Origin of the sequence: Hadarchaeum sp. (SeqCode) (assembly GCF_049969415.1) — an archaeon.
GTDB lineage: Archaea > Hadarchaeota > Hadarchaeia > Hadarchaeales > Hadarchaeaceae > Hadarchaeum.
Genome location: NZ_JBMFOX010000013.1, coordinates 20145 through 35562 on the forward strand (window position 1 = coordinate 20145; position 15418 = coordinate 35562).

The 15418-nt window shown below is 47.9% G+C and carries 20 protein-coding genes; 8 read left to right on the top strand and 12 right to left on the bottom strand.

The annotated features are described in order from the left end of the window. The first annotated feature begins 12 nt into the window (after positions 1 to 12). The 3 genes from ACP5PX_RS04360 (at position 13) to ACP5PX_RS04370 (ending at position 2317) form a co-directional block, all read left to right on the top strand. The gene (locus ACP5PX_RS04360) at positions 13 to 363 is read left to right on the top strand and encodes a hypothetical protein (RefSeq protein ID WP_428084341.1); all 351 of its coding nucleotides are present in this window, start codon (positions 13 to 15) and stop codon (positions 361 to 363) included. Between the two features lie 74 nt (positions 364 to 437). Then, entirely contained in the window at positions 438 to 1643 is a 1206-nt protein-coding gene (locus tag ACP5PX_RS04365; RefSeq protein WP_428084343.1) for an inorganic phosphate transporter, read from the top strand. Beyond that, positions 1643 to 2317 carry a DUF47 domain-containing protein gene (locus tag ACP5PX_RS04370; RefSeq protein ID WP_428084345.1) on the top strand — a complete coding sequence of 225 codons (675 nt, stop codon included), beginning with the start codon at positions 1643 to 1645 and terminating at the stop codon, positions 2315 to 2317. Before ACP5PX_RS04365 ends, ACP5PX_RS04370 begins: the two co-directional genes overlap by 1 nt. A gap of 17 nt (positions 2318 to 2334) precedes the next feature. On the opposite strand, the gene acs is transcribed toward ACP5PX_RS04370, so the two are convergent. Then, positions 2335 to 4326 (bottom strand): acetate--CoA ligase, encoded by a 1992-nt coding sequence (gene acs / locus ACP5PX_RS04375; RefSeq protein WP_428084347.1) that lies wholly within the window; start codon positions 4324 to 4326, stop codon positions 2335 to 2337. Positions 4327 to 4478: 152 nt separating this feature from the next. Between acs and ACP5PX_RS04380 the strand changes: the two genes are divergently transcribed. After that, positions 4479 to 4595 carry a helix-turn-helix domain-containing protein gene (locus ACP5PX_RS04380; protein ID WP_428084349.1) on the top strand — a complete coding sequence of 39 codons (117 nt, stop codon included), beginning with the start codon at positions 4479 to 4481 and terminating at the stop codon, positions 4593 to 4595. Positions 4596 to 4754: 159 nt separating this feature from the next. Here ACP5PX_RS04380 and ACP5PX_RS04385 read toward each other — a convergent pair whose 3' ends face one another. The 6 genes from ACP5PX_RS04385 to ACP5PX_RS04410 form a co-directional block, all read right to left on the bottom strand. Then, complete coding sequence (locus ACP5PX_RS04385) at positions 4755 to 5345, bottom strand: HD domain-containing protein (RefSeq protein WP_428084351.1); 591 nt, start codon at positions 5343 to 5345, stop codon at positions 4755 to 4757. Positions 5346 to 5362: 17 nt separating this feature from the next. After that, positions 5363 to 5773 carry a nickel-responsive transcriptional regulator NikR gene (nikR, locus tag ACP5PX_RS04390; protein WP_428084353.1) on the bottom strand — a complete coding sequence of 137 codons (411 nt, stop codon included), beginning with the start codon at positions 5771 to 5773 and terminating at the stop codon, positions 5363 to 5365. A gap of 102 nt (positions 5774 to 5875) precedes the next feature. Further along, positions 5876 to 6604 carry an energy-coupling factor ABC transporter ATP-binding protein gene (locus tag ACP5PX_RS04395; protein WP_428084355.1) on the bottom strand — a complete coding sequence of 243 codons (729 nt, stop codon included), beginning with the start codon at positions 6602 to 6604 and terminating at the stop codon, positions 5876 to 5878. Next, positions 6604 to 7356, bottom strand: coding sequence for a cobalt ECF transporter T component CbiQ (gene cbiQ / locus ACP5PX_RS04400; protein ID WP_428084357.1), 753 nt, complete (start codon positions 7354 to 7356; stop codon positions 6604 to 6606). The genes ACP5PX_RS04395 and cbiQ overlap by 1 nt, the downstream gene beginning before the upstream one ends. Positions 7357 to 7368: 12 nt before the next feature. Continuing rightward, positions 7369 to 7653 (bottom strand): PDGLE domain-containing protein, encoded by a 285-nt coding sequence (locus ACP5PX_RS04405; protein WP_428084359.1) that lies wholly within the window; start codon positions 7651 to 7653, stop codon positions 7369 to 7371. Between the two features lie 8 nt (positions 7654 to 7661). After that, positions 7662 to 8294 carry an energy-coupling factor ABC transporter permease gene (locus tag ACP5PX_RS04410; protein WP_428084361.1) on the bottom strand — a complete coding sequence of 211 codons (633 nt, stop codon included), beginning with the start codon at positions 8292 to 8294 and terminating at the stop codon, positions 7662 to 7664. Positions 8295 to 8461: 167 nt separating this feature from the next. On the opposite strand from ACP5PX_RS04410, the gene ACP5PX_RS04415 reads away from it, so the two are divergent. After that, a complete protein-coding gene (locus ACP5PX_RS04415; protein ID WP_428084363.1) occupies positions 8462 to 8722 on the top strand; it encodes a translation elongation factor-like protein in 261 nt (86 codons plus the stop codon). Between the two features lie 54 nt (positions 8723 to 8776). Here ACP5PX_RS04415 and ACP5PX_RS04420 read toward each other — a convergent pair whose 3' ends face one another. Genes ACP5PX_RS04420 through ACP5PX_RS04440 form a run of 5 tightly spaced genes read right to left on the bottom strand, consistent with a single transcriptional unit; the run spans position 8777 to position 13281 of the window. After that, complete coding sequence (locus tag ACP5PX_RS04420) at positions 8777 to 9745, bottom strand: ribose 1,5-bisphosphate isomerase (protein WP_428084365.1); 969 nt, start codon at positions 9743 to 9745, stop codon at positions 8777 to 8779. Between the two features lie 37 nt (positions 9746 to 9782). Further along, positions 9783 to 10022, bottom strand: a complete 240-nt coding sequence (locus ACP5PX_RS04425) for a hypothetical protein (protein WP_428084367.1) — start codon at positions 10020 to 10022, stop codon at positions 9783 to 9785. Positions 10023 to 10030: 8 nt separating this feature from the next. Further along, the gene (locus tag ACP5PX_RS04430; RefSeq protein ID WP_428084369.1) at positions 10031 to 10471 is read right to left on the bottom strand and encodes an Lrp/AsnC family transcriptional regulator; all 441 of its coding nucleotides are present in this window, start codon (positions 10469 to 10471) and stop codon (positions 10031 to 10033) included. Continuing rightward, positions 10464 to 12020 carry a tRNA guanosine(15) transglycosylase TgtA gene (gene tgtA / locus ACP5PX_RS04435; protein WP_428084381.1) on the bottom strand — a complete coding sequence of 519 codons (1557 nt, stop codon included), beginning with the start codon at positions 12018 to 12020 and terminating at the stop codon, positions 10464 to 10466. Before tgtA ends, ACP5PX_RS04430 begins: the two co-directional genes overlap by 8 nt. 52 nt (positions 12021 to 12072) lie before the next feature. Further along, entirely contained in the window at positions 12073 to 13281 is a 1209-nt protein-coding gene (locus ACP5PX_RS04440; protein WP_428084371.1) for a methionine adenosyltransferase, read from the bottom strand. A gap of 92 nt (positions 13282 to 13373) precedes the next feature. Here ACP5PX_RS04440 and ACP5PX_RS04445 point away from each other — a divergent pair, with 92 nt between their 5' ends. From ACP5PX_RS04445 to ACP5PX_RS04455, 3 genes are all read left to right on the top strand, one after another. After that, positions 13374 to 13943, top strand: a complete 570-nt coding sequence (locus tag ACP5PX_RS04445) for a CBS domain-containing protein (protein WP_428084373.1) — start codon at positions 13374 to 13376, stop codon at positions 13941 to 13943. 38 nt (positions 13944 to 13981) lie between these two features. Next, positions 13982 to 14698 (top strand): helix-turn-helix domain-containing protein, encoded by a 717-nt coding sequence (locus ACP5PX_RS04450; protein WP_428084375.1) that lies wholly within the window; start codon positions 13982 to 13984, stop codon positions 14696 to 14698. A gap of 107 nt (positions 14699 to 14805) precedes the next feature. Next, positions 14806 to 15418: hydroxymethylglutaryl-CoA synthase (locus tag ACP5PX_RS04455; RefSeq protein ID WP_428084377.1), on the top strand; the 613-nt coding region annotated here is incomplete at its 3' end.

Sequence of the window (15418 nt, forward strand, 5' to 3'; positions counted from 1 at the left end):
TTTGCTTTTGGTTTGGAGGCCATGCTGATCGGCTTTGGTGGCAAGATCTTAATCCTTCAACGTCTCCATAAAAAAGAAACCTTCTTTGCCGCATTTGGACTTGGTCTATTGATAGTAGTTTTGAGTATTGGAACTTCCCTGTTTTTTAATCTCGAGCCGGTTTACTTTATAGTCCTCGTTATGTGTTTTTCGATTATCGTGGGGAGGGTCGTTGGAGCTTTGGGCAGAAGACTGGTCGGAAAAACTTTTTCTCCGCCTTTACCCATGTCCTCTGATGAAGAGATTAAGAAAATGGTGGCTGCCCGCGGTTATGGCGACCTCTTAGAGAGATCAAGGCGACGAAAATCTGTGAAAAAAGGTTGAAGGTTAAAGGGTAATACTGGCGATGTTTTTATGTTAAAATCTAAAAGAACTTTTGAGTCGGAAGGATTTGCATGATGGAGCTGGTGATCTACGGTGTCGGTTTGGCGCTTTCCTTTTACATCGCTTGGTGTCTTGGGGCCAACGACGCCGCCAACCCTACCGACTGTGCCGTAGGCGCCGGAGCCCTGAGCATGAGAAGAGCCATAATTTTATTCGCCATTTTTGCCGCCGCGGGTGGAATCTTGCTGGGTCCGATGGTCATGAAAACCGTCGATCGTGGACTAGTCGATAGGGAAAGCCTGGGCATCGAGGTTTTGGCGGTGGGAAGCTTTTCCGCCAGCCTTTCGGCCGGATTATGGATAACTTTCTGCACCTATAGGGGGATGCCTGTTTCGACCACCCACTCCATAATTGGTGGTGTAATAGGATTTGGACTGATAAGTTCGGCCCCGATGAGGTGGAACAACCTTTATACCGTCATCTTGGGTTTAATTGTTTCCCCACTGCTAGCGATAATCCTTTCAGCCGGGCTTTACCTTTCTTTGAGAAATTATTTTAAACGGGAGAGGACGGAAAGGGCAAATCTGATGGCAATCTATGCGTTGATATTTCTCCTCTCCTTTTCTTGCCTTTTCATGATTCTTTATCAAACCCTTGGCTTGAAATCGTTTGATGCCATTCTAATGGCCCTAATCTCATCGTTTGTTTTTTCAACCATTCTGGCGTATGCGGTTAAGGCTAAGTATGGTGGTTGTAATGTTTCCAATTTGCTTTACGTCCTTTTGATAGTCGGTCTTTGTTTTTCTGCCTTTGCCTTTGGGGCTAATGATATGGCAAATGCAACTGGGGTTTTCGTGACGCCAACTCAGAAAATCACCGGAAACCCCACATTTGTTACAATGTTTCTGCTTTCGCTGCTAGGCTCGGCAGGAATAGCGTTTGGGGCCTTCACCTGGGGTTATAAGGTTTTGGAGGTCACTGCTTACAAAGTGACCAGACTGGACATACTTACCGGAGCCGCCGCAGAATATGCCAATGCAATTGTGGTTTTTCTTTTCACGGTTTTGCCCTCTTTGTTTCTGGGATTCGGCTTGCCGATATCTACAACCCATGCTTCGGTTGGGTCCTTAATTGGTGTGGGTTTAGCAACTAAGGGGTTGGGGGGAGTAAACAAGGGAATCACAGGTAAGATCATCGCCTTTTGGATTTTGACCATACCTGCAGTAATCTTAATTAGTATGTCTTTATTCTGGTTAATTAGCAAGATGGTAGGGATATGATGGCGAGAGGGCCGTTAATCTGGATGGGTGAATCAAAGGAAAGAAAAATCCTTGAAGTCTGCGACGAGCATATGAAAAGAATTGTCAAGACAGTTGCCAGTATGAATGAGGCTGTTCAGGCTTTTTGCGATCTGGACGTTAAAAAAATGGATAAGGGGTTCAACGAGGCCTTTAAGAACGAGCGCGAGGCCGATGTTCTGAAAAGGAACATTTTGGAGGAACTTTCGAAGGGAATATTTCATCCGATAAATCGGGATGAGATTATCCGATTGACTATGACTGCTGATGAAATTGCCGCCAATGCCAAGGCAGCCGCCCGAAAGCTGAAATACATCGAGGCTAGGAAACTTCCCGCCGACCTTAAAAAAACAATGAGAATTTACTCTGCAGCGGTTTTGGATACAGCCATCAAGACTCACGAGACCTTTATTTCACTGGAGAAGGACCCCAAGACAGCGATAGCCCTTTCCCACGAAGTCGAAAAAATGGAGGAAAAGATTGACGATTTGCGTGCAGAAGAGTTGACGCCAGGGCTTTTGAAATGGTACAGAAAAATTAAGGATATAGGTCAGTCACTGCTCATGAAGGAAATAACTGAGAATATGGAGAGTATTGCTGATCTTTGTGAGGATGTCAGCGATATCATCAGGTCTATTGCTATCAGCTACTCTTGAAGTTTGCAAGCCTAGATTTAATCCTGATAACCAACTATCCTTTTCAGAGTTTCAACGACGTCAGGATTGACCAGAGTTGATGTATCTCCGATTTTGTCCTTGGTGAGCAGGGCTTTCAGAATACGGCGCATTATCTTCCCGCTCCTTGTTTTGGGCAGCTCATCGACAAAGAATATTTGCTTTGGCTTGGCTATGGGTCCCACAGTTTTGCTAATGTGTTCGACTAGTTCTTTGCTCAACTCTTCTGATCCCTTGTAGCCGCTTTTCAGCACCACGTAAGCAACTGGGACCTCGCCCTTCAGAGGGTCTGGTTGCGGGACGACGGCGGTTTCGGTCACAGCCGGATGTCGGTTAAACGCGTCCTCAAGTTCAGCCGTTGACAGCCTATGTCCGGCTACCTTCATTACGTCGTCGACCCTGCCAGTAACGCGGATAAAGTGCTTGATCTTCCCTTTCTCCTTAATGTGTGGGGCATGCTCGCCAATTACATCCCTAGCGCCGTCTCCAGTGAAATAATACCTTTTTGGATACCGGCTCCAATAAGTCTCCCGGTATTTTTCGTCAGCCTTGTAAAGTCCCCTCAGCATTCCCGGCGGCATCGGGGGGGCCAAGACCAAATATCCGCCCTGCGGTGATGGATTGCCCTCTTCATCAACAATCGCGTTTCTTACTCCAGGGAATGGTCTTCCTGAAACTGTGGGAATAAACGGACCAATCCCCGGCAGACTCATCATCAATGTTCCGCCGGTTTCAGTCTGCCACCAAGTGTCAACAATGGGACAACGTCCGCCGCCGATGTTGTTGAAATACCAAAGCCAAGCTTCACGGTCAATCGGTTCACCGACCGTTCCTAATAACCTGAGGGTGCTCAAATCATGTTTTTTAGGCCATTCTTCACCAGCCCTGACAAACATGCGGATTGCAGTCGGGGCGGTGTAAAATATCGTCACTTTGTATTTTTCTATGATTTCCCACCAGCGGTCCATCGCCGGATAGTCTGGCGATCCCTCATACAGTATAAGCGTGGTGCAGTTGAGCAATGGCCCGTAGCAGAGATAGGTATGCCCCGTAATCCAGCCGATGTCTGAAGTGCACCAGAAGATGTCGTCGTCGTGGATGTCGAAGACCCAGCGCGTGGTCCAATAGGCCTGCGTGAGGTATCCTCCAGTGGTATGAATTACGCCTTTTGGTTTTCCCGTAGTGCCGGAGGTATACAGCAGGAACAGCATATCTTCGCTGTCCATAGGTTCAGGATCACATTTGGGGCTGGCGTCCTTCATCAGCTCATGCCACCAAAAGTCCCGTCCCGGCGCCATGCTGATTTCATTACCAGCGCGTTTGACTACAACGACTTTTTCAACCTTGGTGTCTTTGATCCCCTCGTCCGCACTAGCTTTCAGATTTACTACCTTTCCCCTGCGGTAGTAACCGTCTGCCGTGATTAGAATCTTGGCCTCTGCGTCTTCGAGCCTGACCCTTAAGGAATCACCGCTGAAGGCGGAAAATACTACGCTGTGAACGGCGCCGATTCTGGTGCAGGCCAAAATAGCGATGTGGATTTCAGGTATTAGCGGAAGATAGATCCCAACCCGATCACCCTTCTTGACACCGAGCTTTTTCAACACATTGGCAAAACGACAGACCTCATCCATCAGCTGTTGATAAGTTATTATCCTTTCGGGCTCGTTCGGTGGTTCAGGGACCCAGATTATTGCCGGCTTATTACCTTTACCCGCTTTAACATGTCGGTCCACCGCATTGTAGGAGGCGTTAAGTTTGCCTCCGATGAACCACTTGTAGTAAGGCAGGTCTTCCTCGTAAGCCTTATCCCAGGTCTTGAACCACACCAGTCCTTCCCTAGCCCGTTCCTCCCAAAACGCGACCGGATCCTTGTCAGCTTCTTCATATATTGACGGATTGGATACCCAAGCCCTTCGCTTGAGCTCTTCCGATGGCCACCAAACTTCCTTTTCCACCGAATCTTCCACGACCCACTTAATGCCTTTCATAGTATCCTCAACTACATATTATTGATGTTTTAAAAAGTTGACGGTGCTGTTAAGTAAAGCTTCCAAGTTAACACTTTTACTATTTTAATCCAATATTCCTATCATCAAAAGCTAAGACCACACGGCGGAGGCCTGGACCAGAGGTCATCAAGATGACCAGACTAACCCCAGAACAGCGCCGCCAGATGGTGAAAGTAATTAGGCAGGGGATGGCTAAAAAAGATGCGGCCGAGGCTTTCGGGGTGAGCAGGCAAACGGTCTGGACATGATGTAAACGGGTCAAACACATGTGGATGAACGCCTGACTCATCGCTCGAAAAGCAACAATTACCGCTCAACATGGTTTCAATCACTACTCATGAACAGAAGTATCAGCTATCTGATGGTTGAAAACGTGTAACTAAGCCACGGGCGTTAAGTTGGAAACTTTATTTAACAGGTGCTGCAAAAAAGAATTTCAGTTCGTTAGCGATTTGGGCAACGATTTTGAACTCCTCCACATAGGGTTCTAAATCTTTTAACACCGCCTCCCAGAGTTCCCCCAGTTCTCTCGATTTGACACCCCTTTCTGAATATTTGACAGCTTGGATCAGTATTGAAAGGTAATCTGCCGCGTGAACTAGCTTGGATTCAATGGTTTTTTTCTCGCGGTATTCTTCCCACAGTTTCAGATATTCCTCCCCTTCAGATAGCCCTTTGAGCAGCTCCCTGAGGGCCTCAAGTTCCATTAGTTGTTTAGCCTCGGCCGGTTTTAGGTACTTCATCGCGGTGTAAGGGAAATCAGCCACCTTGGTCTCTGCCCAGTCGTGGATGAGCGCTATACGGATAGCTCGTTCACGGTTGACTTTCTCGCCTGCTTTTGCCAGTTCATCAGCAAGGAACATGGTGACGGTGGCCACCTCGAATGAGTGCTGAGCCACATCCTCGACTTCTGGGAGAGGAACGTTGCAGAAGAGCCAACCAGTCCTTGGCATATTCTTTAGCCTGCTTAACTCCAGCAAGAATTTGGTAAGTTTCATTTCTGTCCCATTTTAGCTTATGGTTTTATTACCATCAACTTTGCCTGTTTGACACCCCTTAAACTTTCAAGGCGCTCCACAATTTTTTCTATTTTTTCAGCCGGACCTTTAACGACGGAAGTTTCTAAGCAGTTCTTTTGATCGAGGTGAATGTGCTGGACGGTGTTTATAATTTCACTTGAGGAATGCTGGATGTCAATTATGGCATCGGCCAGCCCTCGGACATCGTGCTCGTAGACCAGAATTAAGACCCCAACGATGTGGCCCTCAAGACTTTTTCGATATTTGTATTCGGAGAGTAAATTGCGAAGGGCATCTCTGACGGCTTCGGATCGGCTGGCGTAACCGCGGGACTTGAGGGATTCATCAAGCTCCTTGAGCAGCTCTTGAGGCAGGGTTAGACTTATGCGAGTTATTTTTTCAGCCATTTTTTCACCTGTTTATCCAGGCGTCGTTTGGCCAGTAAAAGTTGGTGCAGTTGAAAGGCTTTTCCAAATGATTCTATTGCAACCATGACCATTTCATCAGTATTACTTTTGATTACCCGATATAAGATTTGTTCGTTTTCGCAACAGTGATCGATATTTCTGGAAAATTTCTTTCTTGTTCTTGATTTCGCCGACAATTCTGCCTTCATCCATTAGATAGGCGTGGTCACAAAGATCCATGATATCTAGGTCATGTCCGGAAATAACCACCGTCCTATTTTCACCCAGATCTTCTAGCAGCTCGATGAAGCTCTTTTTGATCCAAGGGTCGAGTGAAAGCGTTGGTTCGTCGAGCACCAGTATTTCCGGATCCATGGCCAGCACGGTGGCTATGGCAATCCTTTTCTTTTCACCGTAGCTGAGGTGGTGAGGACTCCTATCCTCAAAACCAGCCATACCAACAATCTTTAGAGCGTTTTTCACCCTCCTTTTAATCTCGGCCTCCCCAAGACCCATATTCTCCGGTCCGAAGGCCACATCTTCATAAACCGTCGGCATGAAGAGCTGATCGTCAGGATTTTGGAAAACTAAGCCAACCTTCTTCTTTACTTCTTCGCCCCACTTTTCAGTTTCAGTGCCGAGAATCACGACCTTCCCCCTTTGCGGTTTTAGGATTCCGTTGAGGTGAAGAAGTAACGTAGATTTTCCTGAGCCGTTTGGGCCGATGATGTAGGCCTTTTCCCCTTTCCCCACTGTTAGGTTCACGCCGCGCAGCGCGACGGTGTCATCAGGATACTTGTAGTGCAGATTCCTTACCTCCACCGCCATCATCAGACCACCGCTACCAAAACTAATATCAATAAAAATGCTGTCATGAAAGAGATGTCATAACCGTTCATCTTCAGTTCTCGGGTAAGCTTTATTTTTCCTTGGTATCCCCGAGAGCGCATAGCCACGTAAATCCTTTCTCCCCTTTCATAGCTCCTTATAAATAGAGTACCGATCATGTTTCCGGCGGTTTTTAATGAACGGGACCACGAGGGTTTGAAGGTTCTGGCGTCCCGCGCTCTGACCATCCTGTAGAGCTCGTCTTCCAGAATAAAGACAAAACGATACATGAAGGAAAGGATCATCACAAACACGGTCGGCATTTTTAACCTCTGAAAACCGTTTAGGAGCCTCGAAAATGGCGTTGTGGAAGTAAGCGCTATCATGGCCAGCACGCAGAGCCAAGATTTAACCAATACATTCAAAAAAATCAAGGTCGCCGATTGGTTTATCGTAAAGATGCCAAGGCTCAAAGAACCGCCGCCGTTTCCCATAAAGGGCAAGCCTATTGCCACCAGGCCGACGAACGGGAGTATCACTAAAGACCTTTTTAGCACGAAACTAATCGGCACTTTTGAGATTAAGATTAGCGCGATTAACAGCGTTCCATAAAACAAAAATTTTGGAGCCAGAGTTATCGGGGTGAAAACTACAATAAACAAAAAAGAAAAAAGCGTGATTATCTTTGCCCGCGGGTCGAGCCGGTGAATCGGGCTTTTAAGACTGCCGTATTTGTCGATAAAACTGTGTTTCATTTTTTTCCTTTTTTATCTTTTTAGTAGTTTAGCCCAGCTCAACGTAAGAACGAGGATGATCAGGACGCCAATTAAGCCGGCAAGTGCTGAAGCAATTTTTTCGTTACCAACTCCAAGAACAGTATAGTCTGGCATCGGAGCGTGGATCACTTCCTGCCCCTCGGCTTTTTCGATAAAGCCATAATCCTCAGCCACTCTTTCAAGACCGTCGGGTTCTGGAGAGGCGAAGAGGGACAGCACGCTGGCCATAAACAGCGCGATTATTATTCCGGTAATCCACCACTTTTTTACCTTCATTTTTTCACCTAAATTTTAGGTAGATTGAGCAGGTCGTTTCTCGTTTTCATGACAAATCCGACCACGGTCACGGTTATGGCCGCTTCGATAATGCCAATTATGGAGTGAATGCCCACCATCGCGGGCAGAACAATCCAAAGCGGCGAGGTTCCAGAGGCAGCCAGTTCAAAGGCACAGGCGGCCGATGCCAGCACTACAGATATCCAAGCGGCCACGGCAACCCCAATCAGCTGCCCCTTGTCTTTTAATATTTTAGTGAGAATAAGGTAGATGTAGAATCCGATAATTGTCCCGATTAATCCCATATTGATGATGTTGGCCCCAAGAGCAGTTATTCCACCGTCTTGAAAGAAAATAGCCTGAACGGCGAAAATCGAGCTCATCACTATTGAGCCCGCCAGCGGACCAACAAAGATGGCGATCAGCACTCCGCCAAGCAAATGCCCGCTGGTGCCACCAGCCACGGGCACGTTCAACATCTGGGCAGCGAAAACGAAAGCCGCCAAGACACCTAACAGTGGAACGTGTTTGTCGCTGAGCTTTTTATTGGTTTTCCATACCGCGATGGCTAAGATTATTGCTGCCACAGCCCACAGAGGCGCCCAAACCCCAAAGCTTAGAAATCCATCAGGTATGTGCATATTTCGTCTTTCATCAGTATTATTTTTTAGTATATAAATATTACCCAAAATTTATCTTGGTTTGACATCCACCGTTTGGCATGGCCAGAATCCATTTCCAACTTACCCTGTTTTGGCACTGAAAAAGGATTTTAATTAGGCGGCACAACTTTAATAGGGCGAGGTTGATGGAAGCCGGTGAGAAAAAGCTCGTTGGGAAAGTAGTTCACTATTATTCCAAAATTGGTGTGGCGGTTGTTGAGTTAACAGGAGACTTGAGCGTTGGTGATAGGATTTCCATTGAGGGCACAACGACAAACTTTCAACAGCCCGTAGAATCGATTCAAATCGAACACAAAAATTTGAGCAGCGCCAAGGCCGGTGAATCGATAGGTCTTAAAGTTCAGCAAAAGGTTAGAGAAGGCGATTTGGTCTATAAAATTGGCTAGTTTCCCAAGCCAATATCTTTCCCAGCCATCTTTCGGCGATGGGTTTAGGTGAGCCTAAATCAAGGGCCTCAATTTGTCTCCAGTTTGTTGAATTCTTTCACCAGGATTCCATTCAAAAATTTCTTTAATTATTGCGTAGGCGGCGTAGGGCGGTATAATTCCACGTTCGGTAACGATCAAATCCACATATTCCGGTGGGGTCACGTCAAAGGCCGGGTTTCTCACTTTTAACCCCGGGAAACGTCTTAAATTTATTACCTCGCTGGGATCTCTTTCCTCAATTTCCACCAGACGACCGACCAAGGTCTCCGGGTGGAATTTGTAAGTTTCAGCGGCCACGAAGAACAGAACCCGTGCCTCGTGGGCCGCCAGTGCGATGCTTGAGGTCCCGATTTTGTTAACGACTGCCCCATTGGCGGCGATGCTGTCGGCGCCGACTATCACCTTGTCCACATCGCGGATGAAGTGCCGCACGGCGGAATCTATTATCATCGTCGTCGGGATTCCTTCCTTGAGCAGCTCCCTCGCGCTGAGGCGACCTTGCCAGACCGGTCTCGATTCTGTCGTGTAGACCTCGATATTTTTTCCCTGTTTAAAGGCAGTTTTTATTATCGACAGCGCGCACTCGCTGTTACAGTGCGTTAGAATCACATCACCGTTTGAAATGCGGTTGGCTCCGATTTCACCGATTTTTTTCACGGCCTCTAGTGAGTTCTTGATAAAACCATCTGCCCTGGAAATGACGGCTTTTTTCATCGTCCAAATATCTGCGCCGTGGGTCTGTTTCAATCCTAGCAGCACGTATCTCACCGCGTTGGGCAGGGAAACGGCTGTGGGCCTGGTCTCGAGCAGAATTTTAGATGCCCTTTTCATCTCGGAGGAAAATTCTGCCGGCGTTTTAGCTTGGGATTCTTTGGCAGCGATTTTCAGGGCTCGGGCAGCAGCTCGGGCGATTCTTCCTGCACCACGTATGCGCATCGTTTTTATGTCTTGGGCTATTTTTTCAATTTTAGCGGCCACCATTTGGATCTGAGATTAAATCGAGCCGTCAGGATTAAAATCAATCGGAGCTAAGTTTGGCAAGGTTGCGTCTGAGCTCAGATAAAAATATCTGCCCATCCGTTCTTCTGATGATGTCAGATTTCTCGTTCAGTTTCTTCAATTTTTCAATGAAGCTTTCGATATCTTGGCATTCGTTTGCTTCTCGTTCTATGAATTCCCTTAGCTCGCTGATGAAGGCAATGTAAGGCATCACAGAGGAGAGGGATTCAATCATGATTTTTTTATGTTCTTCTTTCATTCCAACACCTATAAGTTGGCCAAAGTTTCTTTGATAGTTTCCATGGCCAAGGTTGTTCTCACTCTTTTCACCGAATCAAAACACCTGATGTGATCGTCAACGAACTTGTTAAGCGCGTCCACATCTTTTACCTTGACCTTAATCATCAGGTCGTGCCCCCCGGTCGTCCGGTGAAGTTCACACACCTCATGGCGGTGGGAAAGGGATTTGGTCAGTTCTCCCAGTTCTCTGGAGTCAGCGTCCACGCTTATGAATGCCGTCACACCATACCCATATTTTTTTGGGTCAATTATGGCCGCGTATTTTTTTATCACACCGTTTTTCTCCAGCTTTTTGATCCTTCTTCTCACGCCGGAGGTACTAAGGCCGACCTCCCGGCCCAGCTTTCGAAGCGGCGTGTGGGCGTCTTCAACTAGCATCTTCAAGAGTTTGAGATCTACATTATCCATTAAAAATCCCGATCCACTCCGCGCTAAATTCGTGCCATAATTTATTTAAATTTTTTTCGTTGGCTTGAATTACTTTTAGTTTTTCGGCGACAGGTTGGCAGGCCCTTACCAATGATTCGCCCCAGCAGCTTCTGTCGTTGAAGAGAATAACCTGCCGATATGAGCTTCCGTGACGCTTTAAGTAGTTTTCTAAAGATTCGGCTGCGGCCGCAATGACTTCAGCTTCGAGCTCTTTAGGTACTTCATTCTGTGAGAGGGGGTATATTTCCTCCAGTTCCTCAGGCACAACCCCGAATGGAGGGACTATCTTCAACACATGGGAGTCCCCTGCGTCCACATTGGTTTTTTCCCCAAAGCCGGATAAGATGATTAAGGTGTCCTGCCGAGGTGGCGTATATCTGCTTTTCATCCGTTGTTGGTGGCGAATTACTTCCGGTCGCTTTATCGATTCGCTGCCAGAATAGAAAAAGGCGGATTTTTTCGTCACCGGGTCGAAGCGCTCGATAAATTCGGAGTAATCCATAAACCTTTTAAGTGCTGCTAGAAGGCTGGGGTGCGCCCGGCACTTAATTTGTACATACTCCAACAGTCTGCCGTCAACAATTGCCTGCCTGATTTTTCGGAGTTCACCAAAGGTAACATGAAGGTTATGCCGCGCAAGCAGTTTGATTTTTTCATCCAAAGGCTCGCGTCTTATTTCTTTAACGGTGGTGCTGGAGCATACCGGACATTCGCAGGGAAGAAATTCAAGTTCGTTTAGATGGAGAGTGCCCTCAGCAGTCATGTATCTGTCGTCTCTCGCGAAAAGAATGTACGCTGCTGAGTCAAAGAGGTCGCAGCCCATGGCCACTGCCAGCGACAGCATCATCGGATGTCCAGCTCCGAAAAGGTGAACTGGACGCTCAAGCGGAAGATTTTTTTTCGCCGCCATTACTAAATCCACAACTTCAGTGTAGCGGTAGTCGTTCAGAAGTTCCACAGGGCTTCCGATGGCGTGAAACTTGTAGTCCAGCTTGCCCATTTCTCTCGCCGAATGCTCCACGAGGTCGGTAAAAAGGCCACCCTGAATGGGGCCGCACCACATGACATTTGGGTTGGAGAGAATGCGCAAGGCTTCTCTCGCCCTTTCAAGAGTGATTCGAACCGTTTCGGCAGCATATTCTCGTGATGCGTTCACACCGGTAGGAATGTCCAATATGGTGGCGATATCGGGGGAGATTAAGTCCTGATACCTGACTATTTCCTCAGGCGGGACATCAATGCTTCCGTAACGAAGTATTTGGTATCCACCGCTGTCGGTCATAATCGGCCCGTCGTAGTCAAGAATCTGATGGATTTTTAAGTCGGGATTTTTTCCAAAGTGGAGCAGGGTTAGATAGGCGTTAGTTATTATCAACTCCGCTCCAAACTCCCGCTTAATTTCCCTTGGAGTCAGGACGATATCAGTAGGGTCGATGACCGGCATCAGCGTGGGCGTGGTGAAATTTCCATGGGCGGTTTTGACCTTGCCGATTCTACCCATGCCGTCCCGCTTTATTATCTGAAAAATGCGATCACCATATCTTCAGATTCTCTCAGGGCAAAAAATTTTTCCCCGAGTTTCAACAGACGGGATAATCTCCCCGAGCGAGACATTTGGTGAACTCGTTAATTTTTTCGAGTTCTCTTTCAATTATTTCTGAGATTTCTTTTCTAACGCTGTTCAATTTAACTTCTGGTTTAGTGAGCACTCTCGCCGCAGCTATCGCGGGCTGGTCTATGGGAGCCCCTATCTGACTTACCAACCAAACGTAAACCTCACTTAGGCCGTCAACATTCCGGTAAATCTCGCCAGCAATTTTGTGCGTTAAGATGTTGTAGATTTTACCCACATGACTGACCGGATTTTTACCAGCTGCGGCTTCTGACCCGACATGTCTGTTTAGCGGGATGACCCCGTTGCTCCTGTTTCCTCTGCCCACTTGACCTGAGTCGGCACCGTCAGCACTGGTGCCTAGGACGGTAAGGTAGACCCCATCCACCCCTCTACCCCGAGTATCAAGTGTGTTCAGCTTGAGGTCCAAATTTTCAAAGTCGGAGTTTTCCTCTACAAATTCACGGGTCCTTTCCAAAATTTCCTCCTTTTTCCTAAAGTAATCGTTTTCGTCCTTGACGTGGCGGTCGACGAAGGCCACGCCGATCATCAGTGATAGGTTGTTGTTTTTCCGGAAGCCCATCACTTTTATATCTTCGCCCGATTCTGGGAACTCTTTCTTGAATTTTTTCGAGTTCAAATAGTGCTCAGTTTTAAGCACAATCTCCTCGGTTGGGGTCATAGGGGCATAGCCCACAGCGGCCGAGGTGTCATTTGCGCTGAGGACTTTACCCTTTCTTCTGAAGATATCCGTCAGCGCAGCCGAGCCCGGTTTTAACTCCACTTGGTAGCGCAGGTGTTTTTCAGGGTCAACGTATCTGAGGTTCTTCTTAATCCATTTTTTTGCCGCGTTTATCGCGATTGTACCGACATCTATTTTTTCGCCCTCGACCTCATCGGTTGCTCGGTCCCCAAAGATCAAAAGCATGGGCTCCTTGACTTCACCCCCGCCGAACCTTGTTTCCACCTTGCCGGCCACTAAAAGGGATTTGTCCGTGTTGTGGTGCATGATGACGCCAAATCTTTTCAAGTATTCTTGACACAGTTCAACCGAAACTCGATCCAGGATTGAGTCACATATTGAGTCCGGGTGTCCAATTCCTTTCCTTTCAACTATTTCCAAATTTTGCTTCGCAAGTGGGACCTGTTTGATTTCTTCAACAATTATATTTCTCATCAGCTCATGCCCCGTGAATTTAGATTTTAACAGGTCGTGTTTATATTTATAGGTTTCCCAGATATTATAACTCATAGGAATGAGGAGTTTACATGGGTGTAGTCAAGCCTTCTGAAGTCAGGGCCATGAGGATGCGTTTGGGGTTCAGCCAGTCCAAGCTGGCCAAGCTGGCGGGTGTCACCCAGGCCTATATTGCCAAGATAGAATCGGGGAAGGCGGACCCGAGGTTTTCAACTCTGGAAAGGATATCAAAAGTGCTGGAGCAGGCAAGCGCACCGGAAAAGCAGGTTTTGGTCGAGAAAATAATGTCCGCCCCGATAGTTTTTGCTAGGCCCAATGATAAGGTGGAAACCGTCATCAAGACGATGAGGGCCCACGACATCTCTCAGCTGCCTGTTTTAGATCGCGAGGTTCAAGTCGGTTCCATCTCTGAAAGCAGCGTTGTCCAGAGAATAGCTACAGGGGAGAACATGGCTAGGCTGCTGCGCCGCAACGTGAGCGAGATAATGGATAAGCCTTTTCCAACGGTTGCCAAGGAAGCCGACGTGAATATCGTTTACTCCCTTCTTGAGCATGCTCCCGCAATTTTGGTCGTGGATCACGGTAGGCCGGTTGGAATAATCACCAAAGCAGATGTTTTCAAGCTGGCCATGAAGACCTAGCATTTAAAGGCTGGCGTTCATAAAATCAGTTGAATTTTATGGCCGAAGAGGTAAGGGACAGAATTGCGCGTTGGATCGCTGGCGATATCACCCTGTCGGATTCACCTGGGCTAGCCATTAAGCTCTGGCGGGAGCGGTTTGGCGTCAACCAGCCCACATTAGCCAAGGTGATGCGGGTTTCCCCTTCAGTGATCAGCGACTATGAAGCCGGCAGAAGAAAATCGCCGGGGGTTAACACCATAAAGAGGATTGTCGAAGCGTTGTTGGAAGTTGACGAACAGCAAGGCGGGAAAATGTTTCGGGTTTTCTCCCAAGTTTTTGGTACACAGCTGCCTCCCGATGTCGTCCTCGAGATTCGGGAGTATACCATTCCGGTCGACGGCAAGGCAATAGTCAAGGCCGTGGCGGGGGAGGTCGTGGCGAACAAGGACCTGCTGGATAGGAAGATATTCGGGTATACGGTTATCGACAGCCATAAGGCCATACTGGCCCTCTCCGCCGATGATTTCAGACGTCTCTACGGGCTGACCACAGAGCGGGTGCTGGTTTTCACCGGCGTGACTACAGGCCGATCTCCGCTGGTGGCGGTTAAGGTTATCGGGATAACCCCTGGGATGGTCGTTCTTCACGGGGATTTAAAGGCAGTTGACGAAGTTGGCATAAAAATAGCAGAGATACTTAAGCTGCCTCTGGTGATTGCCCGGGTGCCCACGGTTAATGATCTTCTTTCTGGGCTCAGAAAGTGCTCTTCCTGAAATTTTAAATTTTTACGACAAATGACGTTGTTTCAAACGACAAACAAAAGCTTTTTAAATGGTTAAATCAGGGTAAAGACAAGTGGAAGGAAACTGGGTGATTCAAGGTGAATGTTGGCATCGTGGGCTATGGTGTTTATATACCTAGGTACCGCATCCGAGTTGACGATATTGCCAAGGTTTGGGGCGAGGATCCCTCCCGGATTAAACAAGGTTTAATGATTGAGGAAAAATCCATTCCTGCCCCAGATGAAGATACCGCCACCCTATCTGTGGAGGCGGCGCGAAATGCGGTAAAGCGGGCAAAGATAAGCCCGCAAGAAATCGGTGCCATTTACGTCGGGTCAGAGTCACACCCCTACGCGGTAAAGCCCACCGCGACCATCGTGGCCGAGGCCATTGAGGCCACCCCCAATCTTACCGCGGCCGATATGGAGTTTGCCTGCAAGGCGGGGACTGCGGGGATTCAGGCCTGCGCCGGCTTGGTCGAGATGGGGATGGTCAAGTATGGAATTTCTGTGGGAGCCGATACTGCACAGGCGGCTCCTGGGGATGCTTTAGAATACACGGCAGCGGCCGGAGCCGGCGCTGTGATTGTGGGGAAAAATAATGGGGAGGCGCTGGCGGAGATTGAGGGAACTTTTTCCTACACCACCGACACACCAGATTTCTGGCGCCGCGAGATGAGACCCTACCCCATACACGGCGGGAGGTTCACGG

Excerpts from the sequence above, each read along its gene's own strand:
- ACP5PX_RS04370 (WP_428084345.1), top strand. The coding sequence starts at position 1,643 with ATGGCGAGAGGGCCGTTAATCTGGATGGGTGAATCAAAGGAAAGAAAA.
- ACP5PX_RS04395 (WP_428084355.1), bottom strand. The coding sequence starts at position 6,604 with ATGATGGCGGTGGAGGTAAGGAATCTGCACTACAAGTATCCTGATGAC.
- ACP5PX_RS04415 (WP_428084363.1), top strand. The coding sequence starts at position 8,462 with ATGGAAGCCGGTGAGAAAAAGCTCGTTGGGAAAGTAGTTCACTATTAT.
- ACP5PX_RS04385 (WP_428084351.1), bottom strand. The coding sequence starts at position 5,345 with ATGAAACTTACCAAATTCTTGCTGGAGTTAAGCAGGCTAAAGAATATG.
- ACP5PX_RS04445 (WP_428084373.1), top strand. The coding sequence starts at position 13,374 with ATGGGTGTAGTCAAGCCTTCTGAAGTCAGGGCCATGAGGATGCGTTTG.
- ACP5PX_RS04450 (WP_428084375.1), top strand. The coding sequence starts at position 13,982 with ATGGCCGAAGAGGTAAGGGACAGAATTGCGCGTTGGATCGCTGGCGAT.
- acs (WP_428084347.1), bottom strand. The coding sequence starts at position 4,326 with ATGAAAGGCATTAAGTGGGTCGTGGAAGATTCGGTGGAAAAGGAAGTT.
- ACP5PX_RS04405 (WP_428084359.1), bottom strand. The coding sequence starts at position 7,653 with ATGAAGGTAAAAAAGTGGTGGATTACCGGAATAATAATCGCGCTGTTT.
- ACP5PX_RS04430 (WP_428084369.1), bottom strand. The coding sequence starts at position 10,471 with ATGGATAATGTAGATCTCAAACTCTTGAAGATGCTAGTTGAAGACGCC.
- ACP5PX_RS04425 (WP_428084367.1), bottom strand. The coding sequence starts at position 10,022 with ATGAAAGAAGAACATAAAAAAATCATGATTGAATCCCTCTCCTCTGTG.
- ACP5PX_RS04365 (WP_428084343.1), top strand. The coding sequence starts at position 438 with ATGGAGCTGGTGATCTACGGTGTCGGTTTGGCGCTTTCCTTTTACATC.
- ACP5PX_RS04440 (WP_428084371.1), bottom strand. The coding sequence starts at position 13,281 with ATGAGAAATATAATTGTTGAAGAAATCAAACAGGTCCCACTTGCGAAG.
- ACP5PX_RS04410 (WP_428084361.1), bottom strand. The coding sequence starts at position 8,294 with ATGCACATACCTGATGGATTTCTAAGCTTTGGGGTTTGGGCGCCTCTG.
- ACP5PX_RS04420 (WP_428084365.1), bottom strand. The coding sequence starts at position 9,745 with ATGGTGGCCGCTAAAATTGAAAAAATAGCCCAAGACATAAAAACGATG.
- nikR (WP_428084353.1), bottom strand. The coding sequence starts at position 5,773 with ATGGCTGAAAAAATAACTCGCATAAGTCTAACCCTGCCTCAAGAGCTG.
- cbiQ (WP_428084357.1), bottom strand. The coding sequence starts at position 7,356 with ATGAAACACAGTTTTATCGACAAATACGGCAGTCTTAAAAGCCCGATT.
- ACP5PX_RS04380 (WP_428084349.1), top strand. The coding sequence starts at position 4,479 with ATGACCAGACTAACCCCAGAACAGCGCCGCCAGATGGTGAAAGTAATT.